Here is an 18,270-nt window from a genome sequence, read left to right on the forward strand (position 1 = left end):
GAGAAGCTGAATTTTGTCGATTCTAAGCGAACCGTTATTCGCTGCGCGGCTTGCGCGGCGGACGGGCCCCGAACTTTTTCTTAAAGTTTCCGGATTTACGGAATTTGCCAAACTTCTTTTTCCCGCCGTCATGCTTCATGCCTTCGAGGGGCGGCGTACTCCCGTAAACCGTCCGCATGCCGGTACGGTCGAAGTCTTCAGCAGGCGTCGTCTGCGCAAAGGAAAGCGTCGTCGGCTGATCATTTCCCCAGGCGCCCGAGCTCTGCCAGGAAAGCCCGGAGGGCTTCTTAGGCTGACGCGGACGATAGTGGATGGAGTTGCCGAAATTGTCGTCATCCTCAAACCCATCGTCTGCCGGGAATCCCTGAGCGGGCTTCGGCTTCGCAAGACGCGGCGTCTTCTTCTTTTTAAAGAAGTCCCTGCGGCGTCGATTCCCGCCGTCCTCCTTTTTCTCCACGACTGCAGGAACCGGAGATTCTCCGGCTGGAGCAGCATCGGTGAAGGGTTCCTGCGGACAAGCTTCGGAAGGAAGCGCCTCCATGGGGAGATCCTCCCTTTCCGAGGGGCCGCGGCGCTTCTTGAAGGGCGTGCGGAGATTCGGTCCGCCCGCCTTTCTGAACTTCTCGCGGCGCTTCCTCGGCGCTCTTTCGCCTTCTTCCTGAGGGGGCGGGAAATTGTCAGCGGCGAGGGGCACCGTCAGCGCCTCATCCCGGAATTCATCCCGCTCGGGCTGTGCCGGCACGTCCTTCACGAGGCGCGTCCTGCGCTTTTGGTTCTGGTTCTGAGGCTTTCTCAACCGGGTTGCGTTCGGGTTCCGGCGGCTGTCCTTAAAGTCCTTCGTTCCGCGGCCGAACTTCTTCTGCCCCGGACGCTTTGCGCCGGGCTGAACGGGAAGAATGCCTTCCATCTCAGGCATAGGCTCTTCCCGGCGGCGCTTCGACTGTCGAATGGTGCCGCGCTTGCCGACCATCTGATGAGTGAGCTTTTCGCCGCCCTTCATGGCCCGGCGCATGCGGTCCTGCGCGGCGCGCAGCTCCACCGTATTGGAAGAAAGCGGCTCGGTAATGGTCACCGTGGGCTCATGCGCTTCGCTCGGACGATAGTCGGAACGAATCGTGAGCGTGCGCCGATGAGGCTGAGGCGCTTCTTCCGAGACGTCCTCGGCCTCAGAGTCGGCCTCATCGTCATCTTCGTCATCCTCGTCGTACTCATCGTCCGCGTCGTCTTCATCGTCGAAGTCCGAATCGAGCGATTCATCGGCCTCGTCTTCGAAGAAGCCGTCATCCTCGCCTTCGCCGTCCTCAGACTCTTCAGAGTCATCGTCCTCATCCAGATCCGAGTACTCACCGGATTCGTCTTCCTCCTCAGGGAGATCATCCTCTTCCCAGTCGGCAGAATCCTCATCCTCGGCCTCTTCCCATTCGAAGTCGTCATCTTCTTCAGCGGCTTCAGGCTCTTCGGGCTCTTCAGCTTCCTCAGTTTCTACCGGACTTGCAGATTCTCCGGGCTCTTCGGGCGTCTCGTCTTCCTGCGGCTCCGCCACGGAAAGCGCCTCAACCGAGGCCGGCTCCTCTGAAGCTGCGGACGGTTCTTCCTGCTCATCAGCCGATGCCGGTTCTTCAGAAAGAGCCGTCTCTTCCGTCTCTTCCTGCTGGGCTCCAGACTCACCTGCGGAAACTTCCGGCGCCGCCTGAGCCTCCGCCCGCAGCTTATTGCCGGAGCCGATGTCAGAGAGCGCAAGAATTTGCCTGATCGTTACCCCGGGTGCGATTTCATAAGAACCCGGAGATTCCGGAAGTTCGGGGGCTGCCGGAGCTGAGGCAGCAGCTGCGGCTTCCTTCTTCCGGGGAGTCTTTCCGACCTTGGCAAGCGCCTCTCCGAAGGCCGAGAGGAAGGCTTCCCCGGGATGCGACTCCCGCGGCCGGCAAACTTCATAAGCGGCGTCGGGAATTTCAGGAAGCACGATATCGGCTTCAGGCGCCTCCGCCGTTGCTTCTGCAGGATCCGCGTTGAGGCGCTCCCAGACAATGCCGAGGCGCTCCTCGCTGCTTATGCTCATAACAGCGTCCCGCCGCTCGGCGCAGTCTTCCTCCGTTTCCATCAGACCATCAGGGAAGCCGGAACCCTTCTTCTGTCGCAGGACAAAGCGCAGGTCTCTGGCAAGCTGAGCGCGAAGCGAGACAAAGGTGTTGAAATCCTCGCGGTGGATGTAGGTGCGGACTTCGCCGGGATGATCCCGCAGCACGGCAAACGCCGCAATGCGTTCATAAACCGCAGGAGACCCCTGCAGATTCATGACAAAGACGTATTCGAAGGTTCCCGGAGGAATGTGTCTGAGATCCTCGGGCGTAGCAACCAGGACGCGGCTCTTTGTTCCCCGGGATACCGATCTCGAGACGCCGGTCCAGCCTTCCGAGAGGAGCTTGTTGTTGATGATGCGCAGATTCAGCTGACCAAGCGCCTCTTCGAATTCAGTAGCTCTGGCGCGATGCGGAACGACGACCAGAATCCGGGAGCCCTCCGGCAGCTTCGAGATGTCGGTCCAGAAAATACAGTATTTGGTCGCTCTCGGAACCAGGTCGAAGCGTTCGAAAATTTCGGGCGGCTGATACCGCGCGCCTTCATGGAAAATCCGGCAGCCGGGAACGATGTCCTCTGCAGCCTTGACGATTCCGGCGCTCCAGAAGTTGGAGAGAAGGCAAAGCGATTTAAGCGCCCCGGGGGGAAGTTTTCCGAGAAGCGCCTTCAGCCGTTCGAACTCATCCGCGTTGACGGCAAAGTACTCGAAATACGCCACGATGACGCGCTCGACGCTGTCGAGCCGAAGGCCGAAATCATCTCCGACGCGCTCAAGGAATCTCGGGGGACCGGCGACGAAATCAACGCCCACCAGCGCACGACGCCTGCGGTTGAAGTCCTCCCCCGGACGCGCGGGAAAGGTATTGACGCGCGACGGATAGACCATTGCATCCATGCGCCAGCAAAGGCGCGCGGCAATGTCGAGTCCCGGCGTAATGATGAGGGTGCGCGGAGCGCGTCCGCGCTCGAGGCCGGAATCATTCTCGGGATTGAGATACTCGGCCATCGCCAGAAGGGCAGCCGTCGTTTTGCCGCTTCCGCCATGAGCGCAGATCAGATGCGGATGACCAGCGCGGAATTCGCGCAGAAGCAGAGCCTGAGCCGGCAAAAGCGCAGACCAGTTCCATTTCTTAAGCTTCTGCTGAAAAAAATCAGCCAGATGGAATTTCGAGAGGTTCACGATGGTTCCAACCTTGAGCCCTCACCGGCTGAAAACCCCCTTCGCTCACTCAATGGAAGTGAATCGGGCGAGGGCCGTCCGGGAGGCATGCAGTCCGAAGACACCCGGAATATCCGCTGCGCCGGAAACTGCATGAAGTCAATGAATTCTTTAAAAAGCCCTCCGGCAGAGCGGCTTATCGCTCTCGCAGGCATTCCGCCCTTCAGGCAAGCGGAAGGAGAAGCGCTCATGGCCTCCCGGGCAATGTATTTTTTTGGGCGCGCAGGGGAGATGCTTCGCGCGCTTAAGGGATGAATGAGGCAATCGGGGAGGATTTCTCGATGCTCATGGAGACCCTCTTTGTTGTCCCTGCCCGCTGCAAAGCGCCTGACAAAGTCAGAGCGTCCGAATCCGGGGCTGCCGCATCAATCCTCTGGTGAAGATGCCGTTCGGGATTCTAGCAAATCCGCATTCCTTTCCCTCGCTCTCTTCAGGCCATCCTGCGAGCAGGCAAAATGGAGGCTGGAGCGGCGAATTTCTCTCCGCTCGTTTTTCCCTCAGCCAAGGAGCCTCAGAAATGCCTCTCAAGGATCTCATCATCGAAGACGTCGTCGTCGGCACCGGTCCCGCAGTCAAGGCGGGCGACCCCGTAAGCGTGCACTATACGGGCCGCCTCGAGGACGGCACGGTTTTTGACTCAAGCGAAGGCAGAGGCCCGCTTGACTTCACCTGCGGCATCGGTCTTGTAATCCCGGGCTGGGATCAGGGCCTCATCGGCCTCAAAAAAGGCGGCAAGCGCCGCCTTTCCATCCCGGCGCATCTTGCCTACGGCGAAATGGGTTATCCGGGCGTCATTCCGCCCAACGCCGACCTTTATTTCGACGTCGAGCTGGTCGGCATCGGGTGATTGAGCGCCGGCGCCGGAACGCCGTATCCAGCGAGGAGTTCCGCCGCCTCGCAGACGGGGAGTCCCATGATGCCGGTGTAGCTTCCCGCGACGGACCGGACGAAAAGGCCGGCAAGTCCCTGAATGCCGTAGCCGCCTGCCTTGTCGTAGGGTTCGTCCGTCATCACGTAGCGCCCGATTTCCTCTTCCGATATCGGGCGCATCGCGACGCTTGAAAGCACCACAAGCGCCCTGTAGTCCTCGCGCGAGCGGCCGACGGCAACGGCCGTTCGCACTTCATGGGTCCGCCCGGAAAGCGCCCGCATGAAGCGGGCCGCTTCCTCGCGGTCCCTCGGCTTGCCGAGAATTCTTCCGTCAAGGCTCACCACCGTATCGGCCGCGAGCACCGGTGCATCCATGCGGGGATCTGCGAGCTCATTTCTCGCCGCAATCCCGTCCATCAGCTTCGTAACTGCGGTTCGAAGCACGTAGTCTGCGGGAGTTTCGCCGGGAAGCTCTTCTTCATCGCCGGCAAACCAGCCTCTCGGCTCGGATGGGTCTGAAAGCACCTGAGGCTCCCAGCCGTAAGCGCGGAGAAGCTCCCGCCTGCGCGGGCTCTTGCTGGCAAGGTAGATGAAGTTCTGCATGGCTCTGTCTCTTCCGGAAGTTTCAGGCCCGGTGGTAAGGATGGCCCGCGCCGATCGACCAGACGCGGTAAAGCTGTTCCGCAAGGAATACCCGGGCAAGCGCATGGGGCATCGTCATGGCGGAAAGCCGCATGAGGCGCTTCGCCTTTTCCTTCACTTCGGGCGCAAGTCCGTCTGGACCGCCGATGACGAAGACAACGCGCGAAGATTCGCTCATCCAATCATTGAGCGCCCGCGCGAACTCCGTCGTTGTGAAGTCCTTTCCGTGTTCGTCGAGCACGACGACATAGTCGTCCTCCTCGAGCGCCTCGAGAATGCGCCCCCCTTCAAGCTGCATGAGCTTTGCGGGCGTCTGACCCGCACGCGGCTCCGTACGGATTTCCTTTAATTCCACACGCCACGAACGCGGAAAGCGCCCGAGGTAGCCGCGCACAGCATCCTGCGCCCAGTCGGAAATATGCTGCCCGACAGCAAGAATCAGAACGCGCATGCCTTATTAAGCCTGCTTTTCAGCGCGGTGCGGCATCAGATGCGGAGCGCACTCCGACTTCTGCGCTTCAATGAAGACTTCCTTGCCGCCCCAGATTTCCTCGAGGTTGTAGTAGTCGCGCACATTGGGCTGGAGCACGTGAACAACCACCGTTCCAAGGTCGACGAGGACCCATTCGCCGGTATCCCCGCCCTCAATGCCGAGGACTTCGCCGCCGGCTTCCTTCACGGCGCCAGAGACAGCGTAGGCAAGCGCGCGGGTCTGACGGTTCGAGGAGCCTGACGCAATGATGACGCGCTCAAACTGGTCGGTCAGCTTTTCGGTATTAAAAATCTTGATGTCGCGCGCCTTGACGTCTTCGAGCGCCTCAATGGCGGTGGCGACAAGCTGATTGAGTTCCATAGGTTCTGCTTAAAAAATAAGGGAAAAGCGGCATGCCGGAAGCCGGCGCACCGGTATAAAAAAATCTTCAGCGCGCGCCGTAGAGCGACGCCGAGCGAATGTAGGCGGCGACCTCAAGCGGAAGCCACCCGTCGACCTTCTTCATTGCCTCGGCAAAGGGATACGCACGAATGACGCGGCGGATTTCCGTCGCGCTCGCCTCATGCGGCGCCATGTCGAAAAAAGCGATCCTGCCAGCAGGCGCTTCGGTGAGTTCTTCCGCACTGGTCATCCGGTCTTTCGCCCATGCGGCGACCTGAGGGGAAGCCTCAAGCGCCTCGCCTCCGCGCCGGCAGACGGCAAGATCGGCATATTGAGCCAGTTCCTGCCAGTTCTTCCAGGTGTGAAGGTTCTTCCACTGATCGCCGCCGAGAATGAGCACGAGCGGAATTGAGGGGCCGAGCCGTTTTCTCAGCGTCCTCAGCGTCACCCGTGTATAGGTGGGACCGAGCCGCATGAGTTCGAGCGTTTCAATTCGAAAGCCCGCCATTTTATCCAAAGCGAGCTCGAGCATGGCGAGACGCACCTCAGCCGGAGAAACGAGATCCTTCTGCCAGGGATTCCCGGCAGGCAGGAAATCCACCCGCACCAGCTGGAGCGCATCCTTCGCCGCTCTTGCCAGAGCGAGATGTCCCTCATGAACCGGGTCGAAAGTGCCGCCGAGAAGTCCGATGCCGCGGGGTATCACAATCCAATGCTCCCTTAAGGGTTGCGCGTGAATGAGGCGAACCCGCGATCGACGCGGCCGTCCTTGAATTTGAGCCCCACCCAGTTGAGTTCAAGCTCCTCGAGGCCCCTAGCATTTTTGAGGAAGCGCTGGCTGAACCAGAATTTCCATCCGAAGCCGTCTTCATGGGAAGGCTTTCCGATATGTTCGGCAACTTCCTTTTCCGTCATGCCGAGCCCGGTGAGGCCAAGTCGAACCGGAAGATTGCGGGCTTCAAGCCTGCCGCAGGTGCGCGGGACTTCACGCTCGTCCTTTACCCATTCAATCTGCGCCTCGGTGATGTCGCTCGACGCTGTCGCGATCAGCCAGACGATCATCGGCCGGCCGCCTTCGGTGCCGGTAAAGCAGGCGAGGTCGCGCTCGAAATAGCCCGCGCCTTCGCGCAGTCTTGCTGCGCGAAAGCGCTCTGCCACATCCCTGAGGCCGGTGCTTCCCAGAAAGAAGGGCTCCCGGCCGAACTGCACAAATTCGCCGACGGGTTCCGTGAGCGTTGCCGGCGCATCAAGCGTGGTCGACGGATAGCCGAAGGGCGACGCCACTTCAGCTCCGGCGGGGGCCGCAGCAAAAAACGCAGCAATAAGAGCGGACGTGAAGAATGGCTTGATCATTTCTCAGTAAGCAGGTATGAGAGACACCTACCATATCATTTCCCGCCCGCTCTGAGGCGTATGGAGTTGTTAACGGTTAGCGGCCGATCGCGCGCCAGCCGATGTCGGAACGCATCTGCATGCCGTCAAAGTGCACGCCGCGGGCGAGTTCGTAGGCGGTCTTCTGCGCTTCGGCAAGGGGAGAGCCGAGACCGACGGCGCAAAGAACGCGGCCGCCGGAAACGATCGTGCGCCCTTCCGGATCCGTCTTCGTGCCGGCGTGGAAGACGCGGGCATCGGGACCGTTTGCCGGAAGGCGATCGATGACGGCGCCTTTTTCCGGATGCTGCGGATAGCCGCGGGCGGCGATCACCACGCCGAGCGCGCTTCTCGGATCCCATTCGATCGAGGCTTCATTGAGCTTGCCGGCAATGGCGGCTTCAACCACCTTCGCGAAGTCGCTCTTGATGCGCATCATGATGGGCTGCGTTTCCGGGTCGCCCATGCGGCAATTGAATTCGAGCGTGCGCACGTCAGCCGTGCCGTCGGCGCGGCGCTTGATCATGAGGCCGGCATAGAGGAAGCCCGTGTATCGCACGCCTTCCTTCGCCATTCCTTCCACCGTCGGGCGGATGATCTCGCGCATCACCTGATCATGAATGTCGGGCGTCACGACGGGAGCCGGAGAATAAGCGCCCATGCCGCCGGTGTTGGGACCCTGGTCGGCGTCGAGAAGGCGCTTGTGGTCCTGGCTCGTCGCAAGGGGGAGAATATGTTCGCCGTCAACCATGACGATGAAGGAAGCTTCCTCGCCGTCGAGGAAGTCCTCAATGACGACGCGCGCGCCGGCGGAGCCGAACGCATGGCCTTCGAGCATGGAATCGATCGCAGCGTAGGCTTCGTCGAGCGTCATGGCGACGACGACGCCCTTGCCGGCAGCAAGACCGTCGGCCTTGATGACGATCGGAGCGCCTTTCTTTTCCACATAAGCGCGGGCCGCCTTCGGGTCCGTGAAGGTCTCATAGTCCGCTGTCGGAATGCCGTGGCGCTTCATGAAGGCCTTGGCAAAATCCTTCGAGCTTTCGAGCTGCGCGGCCGCTTTTTCCGGCCCGAAAATGCCCAGACCGGCAGCTCGGAAGGCGTCGACGACGCCGGCGGCGAGAGGCGCCTCGGGTCCGACAACCGTAAAGGCAACGCCTTCCTTCTTCACGAATTCAATGAGTTCCTCGTTGCCGGAAAGGGCAACGTTTTCGAGCTTGTCGGTAAGTGCAGTGCCGGCGTTGCCGGGCGCCACAAAAACCTTTTCCACGCCGGCGCCCTGAGAAAGACGCCAGGCCAGAGCATGTTCGCGGCCGCCGCTGCCGATGACGAGAAGCTTCATTGCAAAATTCTCCAGAATTTCAATTGGGAAGAACCGGCAAAGGAAAACGCCGGCCTCAGAGGATATTTTCCCCGCTATCCGGGCTTAAAGCACCGGCAGGGGACGATCTTTTTATTAGAAAAAGGCCGGAATGCTTAACTTCATTCCGGCCTTTTTTTAAAGGCGTTCAGAAAGTCTTCCGGGCTACAACGGTCCCGGGAGTTTTCCGTCCCCAGGCGGGCATTACGCTTCCTCAGGGAGCTCGAAATCAGCCGAGGTGTAGACCTGCTGAACGTCGTCGAGCTCTTCGAGGGCATCGATCAGACGCTGCATGCGGGCAGCTTCCTCGCCTTCGAGATGTGTTTCGTTGAGGGGCTTCCAGGTGATTTCAGCGACTTCAGGCTGCATGCCGGCCGCTTCAAAGGCCTTCTGCACGGCATCAAACTGTTCCGGAGCGCAGGTGACTTCGATCGAGCCGTCATCCGGATCCGTGAGGACGTCGTCGGCGCCGGCTTCAAGCGCAACTTCCATCGCCTGATCTTCGGTCACGGAGCCCGGAGCGAAGAAGAAGTCGCCCACGTGCTTGAACTGGAAGGAAACCGAACCTTCGGTGCCGAGATTGCCGCCGTTCTTCGAAAGGATGTGACGGACATCGGCAACCGTACGGACGCGGTTGTCGGTCGTGCAGTCGATGATGAGCGCAGCGCCGCCGACGCCGTAGCCTTCGTAGCGGACGTCTTCGTAGGAGACGCCCTCGAGCTGGCCCGTGCCCTTCAGAATGGCGTTCTGGATCGTGTCCTTAGGCACATTGCCCGCACGCGCCTTGATGAGCGCAAGACGCAGACGGGAGTTCGACTCCGGTTCGCCGCCGCCCATGCGGGCAGCAACGATGATTTCACGGACGAGCTTCGTCCAAAGATTGGAGCGCTTGGCGTCCTGACGGCCTTTGCGGTGCTGAATATTGGCCCACTTGGAATGACCCGACATTTTGTATCAACCTCTTTACAGGGAATGGGTAGAGCGCTGGGCCTCGGCTGCGGTCGCGCGAGGAGAGGCCTTGCCGCCCGCTGGCATTGCTTTCTGGAAGAGCCCGGGCGGTGCAAAACTTGGACTTCCGGATGAGCAGACAAAACGCGCGTCAAATCCGGAGAGAGGCGTATTTTAGAGCATCCGAATGCTTCATACCCGAGTTTTCACCGAGAGATATGCGTTAGGGACCAGCCGGGATCCCGCCTGGATCTCCCGAAGGCCGCTGCGCTCACTGACGAAGGCAATCTCCCGGGCTTTGCGGCGCAAAACATTGTCGTTGATTCCTCATTTCTTGGTAGAACTCATCTTCAGACTCTACCTCCAGCGGCTTTGCTTCTTTCCGGGAATAGCACGCCGAAATTCCTGAGAAACAAAGTATTCAGGCATCCAAAGCCACAATGCATCCTTTACCGAGGATCAATTTTTCAGAGCGGCTTTGCACGGAATACCTTCTATAGGGGTATTTAATTGGTAGTATTTTTGGCAGAATCAGACCGACCACTGAAGTATCGGTTTGAATCCCTTAATTTCTCCAGAAATATCAATATGACGCAGTTCTCTCAATTGAGCGACGCTGATTTCTGCGCTGCGATCTTTGATCATGTCCGCAGCATGAGCAAGGATCATGAAGGCGTGACCCGTCAGGGTTACGGCCCCCTTGAAACCCAGGTGCTGGATTATCTCGAAGGCATCGGCCGCGAACTTGATCTTGAAATTGCCAAGGATGCCGCGGGAAACGTCTGGATGACGCTCCCCGGCCGAGACCGCACGCTTCCGGCTGTGGTCTCGGGCAGTCATGCCGACTCCGTTCCCCAGGGCGGGAACTATGACGGGCTCGCCGGCATCGTGGCGGCGCTCTCAGTTGCGCGCCGCATGCGCCGCGAGGGCGTCACGCCGCTTCGCGACTACCGCGTTCTCATGATGCGCTGCGAGGAAAGCTCCTTCTTCGGGAAGGCCTATGTCGGCTCTCTCGGCATGATGGGGCGCCTCAAGGAATCCGACCTTGCGCTCAAGCACCGCACTTCAGGCCAGACGCTCGGCGAATGCATCGCCTCCTGCGGGCTCGATCCGAAGGCGCTCACCACGGGCAAGCCCGTCATCGATCCGAGCCGGATCGCCGCCTTCTTTGAGCTCCATATTGAACAGGGACCGACCCTTACCAGTCAGAAGGATGCCCGTACGGGCATTGTTACCGGCATCCGCGGCAACATCCGTCATAAGGAAGTAAAGGTTGTCGGCGAAACGGCGCACTCGGGCGCCGTCGACAAGCAGTACCGCCACGATGCGGTGATGGCTGCGGCGCGCCTCATTTCACGCATGGACGACAAGTGGGACGAATATCTGAAGCGCGGCGAGGATCTCGTCTTCACGGTGGGCGTCATCAAGACGGCGCCGACCGCCGCCATTTCCGTCATCCCGGGCCTCGTCACCTTCACGATCGACATGAGAAGCCTCTCGGAGGCCACGTGCCGAGCCTTCCACGACGACCTCGTTCATGAAGCTCAGAAGCTCGCAGCGGAACGCGGCGTACGCTTTGAATTTGATGCGCCGCTCTTTACGGCCCCTGCACATGTGAACGAAGCGCTTGCCAACCGTCTCTGGGAGAGCGCCCAACGCGCTCATCTCCCCGTCATGCGGCTTCCCTCGGGCGCCGGCCACGACTCAGCCATGCTCGGCAATTGCGGCATTCCGGTCGCCATGATCTTCGTTGCCAATCAGAACGGCTCGCACAATCCCCATGAAGCTATGGAGCTTTCCGACTTCATGAAGGGCGCGGATCTTCTCTGGCACACCGTAATGGACTTCGACGCCGCCTGATTCATTTGGACGCCCGGATGCAGCTGTCTCCCAAAAGCCGCATCCGGACAAGGACTCTAACCATGGAACATCGGAAACCCAGCGTAGTTGTCGTGGACGACTATCCGCTCTTCCGCAAGGGCATTGCTGATGCGCTCACCACCAATGCCAACTTCCAGATTCTCGGTCTCACCGGGGATGAGAAGACGGCGCTCTCGCTCATCGGCCTCAAGCCCGACATCGTCATCATCGACCTGGACGCCAAGGGCTTTCAGCCCCTCAATCTGCTGCGCCTCATCAAGTACCGGCAGCCATCCTGCCGCGCTGTAATGCTGATGAGCTCGCCCAACAGCTCCTCAAACCTCATGCAGGCCATTCGCCTCGATGCCAACGGCTACCTCCTGCGCAACATCCCGATCGACGAGTTTGTCGATCAGATGAAGATTGTTGCCCAGGGCGGCATGGCGGCTTCGGAAAAAATCACCTCAGCCCTTGCCGAGCACCTTCGTTCCGGCACGATTGAGGAGTCGGAAACCAACGTCACGCAGCTCCTAACCAAGCGAGAATTCGAAGTGCTCTGCTGCGTCGCCTCGGGCCTCTCCAACCGCGAGATCGCTCAGTACCTCGAAATCACGGACGGCACGGTCAAGGTGCATGTAAAGCATCTCCTCAAGAAGCTTCACTTCCGCTCCCGCGTTGAAGCCGCCGTCTGGGCGTCGGAACGCGACTATCGCATTCCGGAAGAGAAGCTCGCGAAGATCGGACTCAGCGGTTCGCCTAAAACCTTCCGCCGCATGTAGCGTCACCCAGGGGTGATTTGCAAATCCAAATGCCCGGGCGTCTGTCGTCAGACGCCCGGGCATTTTTTTAGCGCCGTCTTTGGAGAACGGCATTCCCCAAACAGCGAACGGGGACCCTTCCCTAAAGAAGGATCCCCGTTTTATTGCTTCAGTGCCGATCCGGGAAAAGCTCCCGGATCAGTCGGCTTGCATCAAAGCGTCCTCACAGTAGTTATGTGTCTTTAGATGTAGCCGTAGAGCTTGCCGAGCACCCAGCCCATACCCGTGGCGGTGAGAACACCGATCAGGCCCGGGAGGATGAAGGAGTGGTTGATCACGAAGCGGCCGATGTGGGTGGTACCCGAGCGGTCAAACTGGAGAGCAGCCAGGTCGGACGGATAGGTCGGCAGGATGTAGTAGCCGTAGCAGGCGGACGAGAAGGCAACCACGAGTCCCGGAGGCGTACCAACCTGAAGGGCGACCGGCACGATCGTCGCAACAGCAGCAGCCTGAGAGTTCACGAGCTTCGACACAAGGAGAAGCACGAGAGCGTAGGTCCACGGAGCTTCCTTAACCCAGTCAACCAGGATCACCTTAAGGTCAGCAAGGTGAGCCATGAACATCGTATCGGCCATCCAGGCAACGCCGTACACAGCAACGATCGCGACGCAGCCGGCATGGAACACCGAACCCTTCGAGATCATGGAGGCGCGGACGCCGCAGAACATGACCATCAGAGCGCCGGCGGTCAGCATGCACATCTGAATCAGCTGGGTCATGCCGAGGGCCTTCTTGCCGACCATCGGACGGAGGCTGGGCTCAGAACCGAGGAGAGCAACGAAAGCGATCGTGAGGAGGAAGATCCAGAGGGAAGCCCAGGCAGTCTTCGGGAAAACCTTGCCGACGAGGGTCGTGTTTTCGCCGTAGACGTACTTCTTCTGTTCCGGATCGGAAATGAGCTTCTGGAAAGCTTCATCCTTGTCGAGGTCCTTGCCGCGGAAGGACGAATAGGTCGCTTCAGCGAAGAGGCCGACGATGGCGGCCGGGATCACGATCGAGAAGAGCTGAACGAAGCCGAAGGGCTTGCCGCCGACTTCATAGCCGTCGAGCAGAGCGATCATCGAGACCGCAGCCACAGCGGCCGGCGAGCAGATCACGCCCATCTGAGCAGCAATCGTCGAAGCAGCCATCGGGCGTTCCGGACGAATGTTGTTCTTAATGGCAACGTCGTAAATAATCGGGAGCATCGTGTAAACGACGTGACCGGTACCGCAGAGGATCGTCAGGAACCAGCAGAGGTACGGGGCGACGTACACGACGGCGCGGGGGTGACGGCGCAGAACGCGTTCAGCGATCTGAAGGAGGCAGTCAAGGCCGCCGGCAGCCTGAAGGCTGGCGGAGCCGCAGACCACGGCCAGAATCGTAAGAATCACGTCGACCGGCGGCTTGCCCATAGGAATGTGGAAGCCGAAAATCAGCACCATCAGGCCGATACCGCCGATGAGGCCGAGGGCCATACCTCCCTTTCGGGCGCCGTAGAACAAGCAGATCAAAACTATGATCAGCTGTAGCCAAAAGTCATATCCGAGCATGTCTTTTCTCTCTTTAGAGTGAGGACGAGGGCATTATCGGCCCCGAATCTCAAAAAAGGGGTAGAAAACTGCTCTACTTTTGACTAAGTACAAAAATTTACAAATAGGCGGATCAGGGTTTACATTTCATTCTGCTTCATCCTCCGCTGATTGTTTTTTATCTCAGACATCCGCTCCCAGTAAGGCTTCGGCTCATTGCACCGGCATGCCGAATTGTTTCAGAAGCCTCTTTTTCCGCCCCATTTCTCTTTACAAAACTCCATCGGGAGCGCACCGCCTTCCTGCTCTCAGTAGTACCTCCAAAAAAATACGAGTTTTCACGGAACCCGCAATTTCAGCGGACTTGCGAAGATCCATGCAAGCGCTAAGTCTCTGCGCTTAGCATTCAAAAATTCGGCATGCGTGCATACCAATCTCCTGCGCGCTCCCTCCGGTACCTATTTCTCCCTCTGCCATGCAACGAACTCTCTCCTGCTGCGCCCTTCTCCTTGCTGCCGTCCTGACCCTTTCCGGCTGCGGAGAGGAGAAGAAAGCCGCGGCCCCCAGGCAGCCGCTCCCCGTAACCACCGTTACGGTGCAATCGAAAGATGAGGTGCACTGGCTTGAAACCATCGGCCAGGCAGAGGCCGGCGCCGCCATCAATGTAACGCCTCAGGCAGGCGGCCGGATTCTTCATGTGAACTACAGGGAAGGCGACTTCGTCAAAGCCGGACAGGTTCTTTTCGAGATTGACCCGTCAAGCCTCAGCGCGCAGCTTGCTTCCGCGGAAGCCTCCCGGCGTCAGCTCGAGGATGAACTGAAGCAGGCCGATCGCGAATACCGCCGCAATGCCGAGCTCCTCAAGAGCGGTGCGGGAAGCCAGAAGGACTTTGACGATGCCAAGAGTCTAAGAAGCCAGAAGCAGGCCGCGCTCGCGCAGGCGAAGGCCAATGAGGAAGACGCCCGCATCAGCCTCTCCTGGACCCAGGTGCGCGCTCCCGTTCAGGGTTATGTCTCGAAGGCGCTCTTCAACCCCGGCGCCGTCGTCATCAAGGACAGTTCCGTACTCGCCTCCATTACGCAGAAGGACGACATCCGGGTTCTCTTTGCACCGTCGGACCGCGATCTTGCGGGCGCCGACATCACGAAGGAAACGCGCGTGAGGGTCTTCCGCACGGACGGGAAGGAAATTCCCGCAGCGCTCGACTACATCGCGCAGACCTACGGCGCCGATACCGGCACGCGCACGCTGCGCGTCAGGGTGCCTTCGGACGCAGGGATCCTGCCCGGCGAATTTGTCCGCATCCGCTATCAGACAACGATCGACCGCAATGCATGGCGCGTGCCGCAGCGCGCCGTCAAGCAGCTTCCTGACGGTACGTATGCACTCTTTGTCCTGAAGGACGGCAAGGCCCTCCAGACCGCAGTAGAGGTAGGTCTCTGGGAAGGGAAGGACTGGATCATCCGCAAGGGACTTGCGGACGGCGACAAGGTGATCACTGATCAGCTCATCAAGCTCCAGAACGGCACTCCCGTGACCGAGAGGGCTCCGGCCGCTCAGCCCGAGAAAGCTAAGAATTAAGGCGCTCACATGCTCAGTCAGTTCTGCATCCGGCGCCCGATCTTCGCCACCGTCCTCTCGCTCTTCATCGTCCTCGCGGGTCTTGTTGCATTAAGAGTCCTTCCGCTCTCTCAGTACCCCAACATCACGCCGCCCTCGGTTCGTATTTCGGCCACTTACGACGGCGCCGATGCCGAAACGATCGCCCGTACGGTAGCCGCCCCGATTGAGGACCAGCTTTCCGGCATCGAAGGGCTTCTCTACTACACGACAAGCATCCGCTCGAACGGCGACATGTCGATCATGTGCGTCTTTGAGGTCGGCACCGACCCCAACGACGCGATGCTCGAAATCAACAACCGCGTCCGCACGGCTGAAAGGCGTCTGCCCTCGAGCGTGCGCGACCAGGGCGTTTCCGTGCGAAAGCGCTCCGACGACGAGCTCCTCATGATGGCACTCTATTCGCCCGACAAGTCCATGTCGGCGTCGGAAATGGCGGACTACGCAACCCTCAACATTGTCGACGAGCTCAAGCGCCTGCCGGGCATCGGCGACGTGAACGTTTTCGGCAACGTCCAGTCCGCCATGCGCATCTGGCTTGATCCGGAACGCATGACTGAGCTCGGCGTCACGACAAAGGACGTCGACGACGCGGTTTCCGCTCAGAACGCCCAGCGCGCAGTCGGCCGCATCGGCACGTCGCCGACGCTGCCGGATCAGCAGCTTTACTACAAGATTTCGACGCCGGGGCAGCTTCTCACGCCTGAGGAATTCGGCGAAATCGTCATTAAGAGCGATTCCGCTCACGGGCTCGTGCGCCTGCGAGACATCGCCACTACTGAAACCGGCAAGCGAAGCTATGAATTCCGAGTCGACATGAACGGGCAGCCCGGCGTCAATGTCGGCGTCTATCTCCAGACGGGCGCCAACGCCATGTCGGCAGCAGCAGAAGTGAAGGCGCGGATCACCGAACTCGCTCAGGAATTCCCGCAGGGCAAACTCGCCTACGTCATCACGAACGACACCACCGTCTTCGTCGGCGCCTCTCTCAATGAGGTCTACCACACGCTCGCCGAAGCCGGTCTCCTTGTTCTCGTCGTCGTCTTCCTCTTCCTTCAAAGCTGGCGCGCCACGCTCATTCCCATGCTCGCCGTGCCGGTGTCGCTCATCGGCACCATGGCAGGTCTCTGGCTTTTCGGCTTTTCGCTCAATACGCTCACGCTCTTTGCGATGACGCTCTCCATCGGCATCGTGGTCGACGACGCCATCGTGGTGCTCGAGAACGTCGAACGCCTGATGCGTACCGAAAAGCTTTCGCCCTTCGACGCCTCCATCAAGGCAATGCAGGAGGTTTCCGGCGCGCTCGTCGCCATCGTGCTCGTTCTGTCCGCGGTCTTCATCCCGGTGGCATTCCTGGGCGGCATTGCAGGCGAACTCTATCGACAGTTTGCGGTGACGGTTTCCGTTTCCGTCGTGATTTCGGGCTTCGTCGCGCTGACGCTCACTCCCGCACTCTGCGCCATTCTGCTCAAAGACACGAACGAGAAGCCTCTTGCCTTCTTCGTCTGGTTCAATAAGGCGCTCGCCCGCTTCACCGTCCGCTTTCTGCAGCTTGTCCGCCTTGCCCTCAAGCATCGCATTCTTTCCGCGATTCTTCTCGTCCTCACCTGCCTGGGCGCCTGGCAGCTTCTCGAGCGCACCCCGACATCGTTTGTGCCGCGCGAGGACCAGGGCATCGTGCGCATGGCGATTCAGCTGCCTGAGGGTTCTGCCTTCCCGCGGACTGAAGAAGTCGCTGAAGGGTTCCTTGCGAAGATTCAGAAGCTTCCGGGCGTAAGCAACGTCGTCACGATGATGGGCTTTGACACCCTCGGCAGCGACATCCGCGCGAATGCCGCGACCTTCATTCTCCAGCTCAAGAACTGGAGCGAACGGACGATGACGGCGGAAGACTACCAGCAGGAGCTCTCCAAATGGCTCCGCGAAAGCCCCGATGCCCGCGGCGTGGCAGTGCTCCCTGCGGCAATTCCCGGACTTGGTTCCTCGAACGGCTTCTCGGGCTATGTGACGGCCCACGGTTCAGACAATCCGCTCCTTCTTCAGGAAGTTACGGACGGCTTCATTGAAGAGCTCTCCAGGCGTCCGGAACTGACCGGCCTCAGAAGCTCCCTCGTTGCCGACAGCCCGCAGCTCATGCTTCATGTCGACCGCGACCGCGCCTATGCGCTCGGCGTGGACGTCGACGACGTCTACAGCACGATCTCGGCGCTCCTTGCCTCCGACTACATCAACGACTTTACGCGCAACGGCAAAACGTACCGCGTGGTCATGCAGGCCGATACCAAATTCCGGTCGCTCCCCTCCGACATCGGCCGCGCAAGCGTGCGCTCCTCCTCCGGAAAGATGGTGCCGATCTCGACCATGATCTCGCTCGAGCGTGTTTCTGCTGCGGAGTCGCTTGCCCGCATGAACGGCTACCTCGGCGCCCCGATTATGGGGGCGGCCGTGCAGGGCCTGAGTTCGGGCGACGCCATCCGGATCGTTGAGGAAACTGCCCGCGAGTACCTTCCCCCGGGGTACCAGGTCGAATGGACCGGACAGGCCTTCCACGAAAAGCGCATCGGAGCCTCTTCCGCGACGGCCTTCGGCTTCGGTCTTCTCGTGATGTTCCTCATTCTTGCGGCGCTCTACGAAAGGTGGTCGCTCCCGATTGCCGTCGTGCTTGCGGTTCCCTACGCGTTCCTCGGCGCCATGACGGCCATCTGGCTGAGAGGCACGGCGAACGACATTTATTTCCAGATCGGTCTTCTCGTCCTCATCGGCCTTACGGCAAAGAACGCCATTCTGATCGTCGAATTCGCCGCCCAGAAGATGGAAGAGGAAGGCAAGGGTCCCTTTGAAGCGGCAATTGAAGCCGCAGGCCTCCGTCTGCGCCCCATCCTGATGACCTCGCTCGCCTTCATTCTGGGCGTTCTGCCCATGGTCACCGCCACTGGAGCGGGCGCGGCCGCGCGTCACTCCATGGGCACCGGTGTCTGCGGCGGCATGCTTGCCGCAACCTTTATTTCAACCATCTTCGTGCCGGTCTTCTTTACCTGGTTCGCGAGGAAGAGAAAGAAGGCCGTCAATCCGAAAAACTGATTGACCGCAGGCCGAA

Annotated in this window: 14 protein-coding genes; 5 read left to right on the top strand and 9 right to left on the bottom strand. The window is 59.9% G+C overall.

The features are described from left to right. Positions 1-34 precede the first annotated feature (34 nt). Entirely contained in the window at positions 35-3,259 is a 3,225-nt protein-coding gene (locus Q0106_RS03340) for a DEAD/DEAH box helicase family protein (RefSeq protein ID WP_297608799.1), read from the bottom strand. Between the two features lie 556 nt (positions 3,260-3,815). Between Q0106_RS03340 and Q0106_RS03345 the strand changes: the two genes are divergently transcribed. Beyond that, the gene (locus Q0106_RS03345) at positions 3,816-4,145 is read left to right on the top strand and encodes an FKBP-type peptidyl-prolyl cis-trans isomerase (protein WP_297608801.1); all 330 of its coding nucleotides are present in this window, start codon (positions 3,816-3,818) and stop codon (positions 4,143-4,145) included. Here the strand turns inward: Q0106_RS03345 and Q0106_RS03350 are convergent. From Q0106_RS03350 to Q0106_RS03380, 7 genes are all read right to left on the bottom strand, one after another. Further along, entirely contained in the window at positions 4,112-4,771 is a 660-nt protein-coding gene (locus Q0106_RS03350) for a Maf family protein (RefSeq protein WP_297608806.1), read from the bottom strand. The genes Q0106_RS03345 and Q0106_RS03350 overlap by 34 nt on opposite strands. A gap of 22 nt (positions 4,772-4,793) precedes the next feature. Then, positions 4,794-5,261, bottom strand: coding sequence for a 23S rRNA (pseudouridine(1915)-N(3))-methyltransferase RlmH (gene rlmH, locus Q0106_RS03355; RefSeq protein WP_297608809.1), 468 nt, complete (start codon positions 5,259-5,261; stop codon positions 4,794-4,796). Between the two features lie 6 nt (positions 5,262-5,267). Then, positions 5,268-5,663 carry a ribosome silencing factor gene (gene rsfS, locus Q0106_RS03360; protein ID WP_297608812.1) on the bottom strand — a complete coding sequence of 132 codons (396 nt, stop codon included), beginning with the start codon at positions 5,661-5,663 and terminating at the stop codon, positions 5,268-5,270. A 67-nt stretch (positions 5,664-5,730) separates the two neighbouring features. After that, the gene (gene nadD, locus Q0106_RS03365; protein ID WP_297608814.1) at positions 5,731-6,390 is read right to left on the bottom strand and encodes a nicotinate (nicotinamide) nucleotide adenylyltransferase; all 660 of its coding nucleotides are present in this window, start codon (positions 6,388-6,390) and stop codon (positions 5,731-5,733) included. A 14-nt stretch (positions 6,391-6,404) separates the two neighbouring features. Beyond that, on the bottom strand, positions 6,405-7,037 hold the full coding sequence (locus tag Q0106_RS03370) for a hypothetical protein (RefSeq protein ID WP_297608817.1): 633 nt from the start codon (positions 7,035-7,037) through the stop codon (positions 6,405-6,407). 76 nt (positions 7,038-7,113) lie between these two features. Then, on the bottom strand, positions 7,114-8,397 hold the full coding sequence (gene purD / locus Q0106_RS03375; RefSeq protein WP_297608820.1) for a phosphoribosylamine--glycine ligase: 1,284 nt from the start codon (positions 8,395-8,397) through the stop codon (positions 7,114-7,116). Between the two features lie 222 nt (positions 8,398-8,619). Next, positions 8,620-9,363, bottom strand: coding sequence for a YebC/PmpR family DNA-binding transcriptional regulator (locus Q0106_RS03380; RefSeq protein ID WP_152157385.1), 744 nt, complete (start codon positions 9,361-9,363; stop codon positions 8,620-8,622). A 588-nt stretch (positions 9,364-9,951) separates the two neighbouring features. Here Q0106_RS03380 and Q0106_RS03385 point away from each other — a divergent pair. Next, positions 9,952-11,223 carry a Zn-dependent hydrolase gene (locus tag Q0106_RS03385; RefSeq protein WP_297608823.1) on the top strand — a complete coding sequence of 424 codons (1,272 nt, stop codon included), beginning with the start codon at positions 9,952-9,954 and terminating at the stop codon, positions 11,221-11,223. Positions 11,224-11,285: 62 nt separating this feature from the next. Further along, entirely contained in the window at positions 11,286-12,002 is a 717-nt protein-coding gene (locus tag Q0106_RS03390; protein WP_152157386.1) for a LuxR C-terminal-related transcriptional regulator, read from the top strand. Between the two features lie 221 nt (positions 12,003-12,223). On the opposite strand, the gene Q0106_RS03395 is transcribed toward Q0106_RS03390, so the two are convergent. After that, complete coding sequence (locus Q0106_RS03395; RefSeq protein WP_295488542.1) at positions 12,224-13,573, bottom strand: anaerobic C4-dicarboxylate transporter; 1,350 nt, start codon at positions 13,571-13,573, stop codon at positions 12,224-12,226. Between the two features lie 454 nt (positions 13,574-14,027). Between Q0106_RS03395 and Q0106_RS03400 the strand changes: the two genes are divergently transcribed. Both Q0106_RS03400 and Q0106_RS03405 read left to right on the top strand, forming a co-directional pair. Next, the gene (locus Q0106_RS03400; RefSeq protein ID WP_297608827.1) at positions 14,028-15,134 is read left to right on the top strand and encodes an efflux RND transporter periplasmic adaptor subunit; all 1,107 of its coding nucleotides are present in this window, start codon (positions 14,028-14,030) and stop codon (positions 15,132-15,134) included. A 9-nt stretch (positions 15,135-15,143) separates the two neighbouring features. Next, on the top strand, positions 15,144-18,254 hold the full coding sequence (locus tag Q0106_RS03405) for a multidrug efflux RND transporter permease subunit (protein WP_297608829.1): 3,111 nt from the start codon (positions 15,144-15,146) through the stop codon (positions 18,252-18,254). Positions 18,255-18,270 lie beyond the last annotated feature (16 nt).

The sequence above is a fragment of the uncultured Sutterella sp. genome (genome assembly GCF_937923675.1).
Taxonomy (GTDB): Bacteria; Pseudomonadota; Gammaproteobacteria; order Burkholderiales; family Burkholderiaceae_F; genus Sutterella.

Bases quoted from the DNA above. Each gene is read 5' to 3' on its own strand.
- Q0106_RS03345 (WP_297608801.1), top strand. From the start codon at position 3,816: ATGCCTCTCAAGGATCTCATCATCGAAGACGTCGTCGTCGGCACCGGT.
- Q0106_RS03350 (WP_297608806.1), bottom strand. From the start codon at position 4,771: ATGCAGAACTTCATCTACCTTGCCAGCAAGAGCCCGCGCAGGCGGGAG.
- rlmH (WP_297608809.1), bottom strand. From the start codon at position 5,261: ATGCGCGTTCTGATTCTTGCTGTCGGGCAGCATATTTCCGACTGGGCG.
- rsfS (WP_297608812.1), bottom strand. From the start codon at position 5,663: ATGGAACTCAATCAGCTTGTCGCCACCGCCATTGAGGCGCTCGAAGAC.
- Q0106_RS03370 (WP_297608817.1), bottom strand. From the start codon at position 7,037: ATGATCAAGCCATTCTTCACGTCCGCTCTTATTGCTGCGTTTTTTGCT.
- purD (WP_297608820.1), bottom strand. From the start codon at position 8,397: ATGAAGCTTCTCGTCATCGGCAGCGGCGGCCGCGAACATGCTCTGGCC.
- Q0106_RS03380 (WP_152157385.1), bottom strand. From the start codon at position 9,363: ATGTCGGGTCATTCCAAGTGGGCCAATATTCAGCACCGCAAAGGCCGT.
- Q0106_RS03385 (WP_297608823.1), top strand. From the start codon at position 9,952: ATGACGCAGTTCTCTCAATTGAGCGACGCTGATTTCTGCGCTGCGATC.
- Q0106_RS03390 (WP_152157386.1), top strand. From the start codon at position 11,286: ATGGAACATCGGAAACCCAGCGTAGTTGTCGTGGACGACTATCCGCTC.
- Q0106_RS03395 (WP_295488542.1), bottom strand. From the start codon at position 13,573: ATGCTCGGATATGACTTTTGGCTACAGCTGATCATAGTTTTGATCTGC.
- Q0106_RS03400 (WP_297608827.1), top strand. From the start codon at position 14,028: ATGCAACGAACTCTCTCCTGCTGCGCCCTTCTCCTTGCTGCCGTCCTG.
- Q0106_RS03405 (WP_297608829.1), top strand. From the start codon at position 15,144: ATGCTCAGTCAGTTCTGCATCCGGCGCCCGATCTTCGCCACCGTCCTC.